The sequence below is a fragment of the Enteractinococcus helveticum genome (genome assembly GCF_001657475.1).
Lineage (GTDB): Bacteria > Actinomycetota > Actinomycetes > Actinomycetales > Micrococcaceae > Yaniella > Yaniella helvetica.
Window position 1 is genome coordinate 1 of sequence record NZ_LXEY01000063.1, and the last position, 635, is coordinate 635.

The 635-nt window shown below is 56.4% G+C and carries 1 protein-coding gene and 1 rRNA gene; one reads left to right on the forward strand and one right to left on the reverse strand.

Annotation, left to right across the window (positions count from 1 at the left end; genetic code table 11):
• Positions 1-245: 245 nt before the first annotated feature.
• Complete coding sequence (locus tag A6F49_RS18535; RefSeq protein ID WP_327019977.1) at positions 246-467, forward strand: cupin domain-containing protein; 222 nt, start codon at positions 246-248, stop codon at positions 465-467.
• Between the two features lie 79 nt (positions 468-546).
• Here the strand turns inward: A6F49_RS18535 and rrf are convergent.
• Positions 547-635: ribosomal RNA gene (rrf, locus tag A6F49_RS14490) — 5S ribosomal RNA — on the reverse strand; the annotation flags it as partial.

Consider the following 635-nt stretch of genomic DNA (forward strand, 5'->3'; position numbering starts at 1 on the left):
GGACAACACCACACAATAAACATGTGGATAACTGGCCGGATTCTTGACGCTCTTTTGGCCGGAAACCAACCGCTGAACTGGCTGGATTTCCCTGCTCATCTGGCCTAGTTCTAGTTGATCACAAACAACTTCAATTGGTCGACCTCGATGACGAACGAGAGGTGCTTCTGGAGGCTGCAAAAACTGCCGTTGCAAGACGAGCGGGCAGCACGGTCTACCGAGGTGATGGAGTTCGTCAAACGCTCGTGGTCATACTCAGCGGAGAACAGATGGCCGAACATGAAAGTCCGCAGGAGGGATTTGTGCACGTGCTAGAAGGCAAAGTCCGGCTCAATGGTGACAACCGGTCCTGGGAGATTGCTGCTGGGCAGCTTCTGCCCGTTCCACCTGAGAAACACTCAGTCACAGCGCTTGAGGATTCCGTACTCACGCTCACCGTCCTGCGACGCAGCGTCATGCAACGATAACGCACGAGCGCCATGCAATTTCGTGTGCTTAAATGCCAGACCCCCTGACACGGGGTGTCAGGGGGTCTGGTGAATGGTTGTCCGGCGGTGTCCTACTCTCCCACACCCTCCCGGGTGCAGTACCATCGGCGCTGTGGGTCTTAGCTTCCGGGTTCGGAATGGGACCGG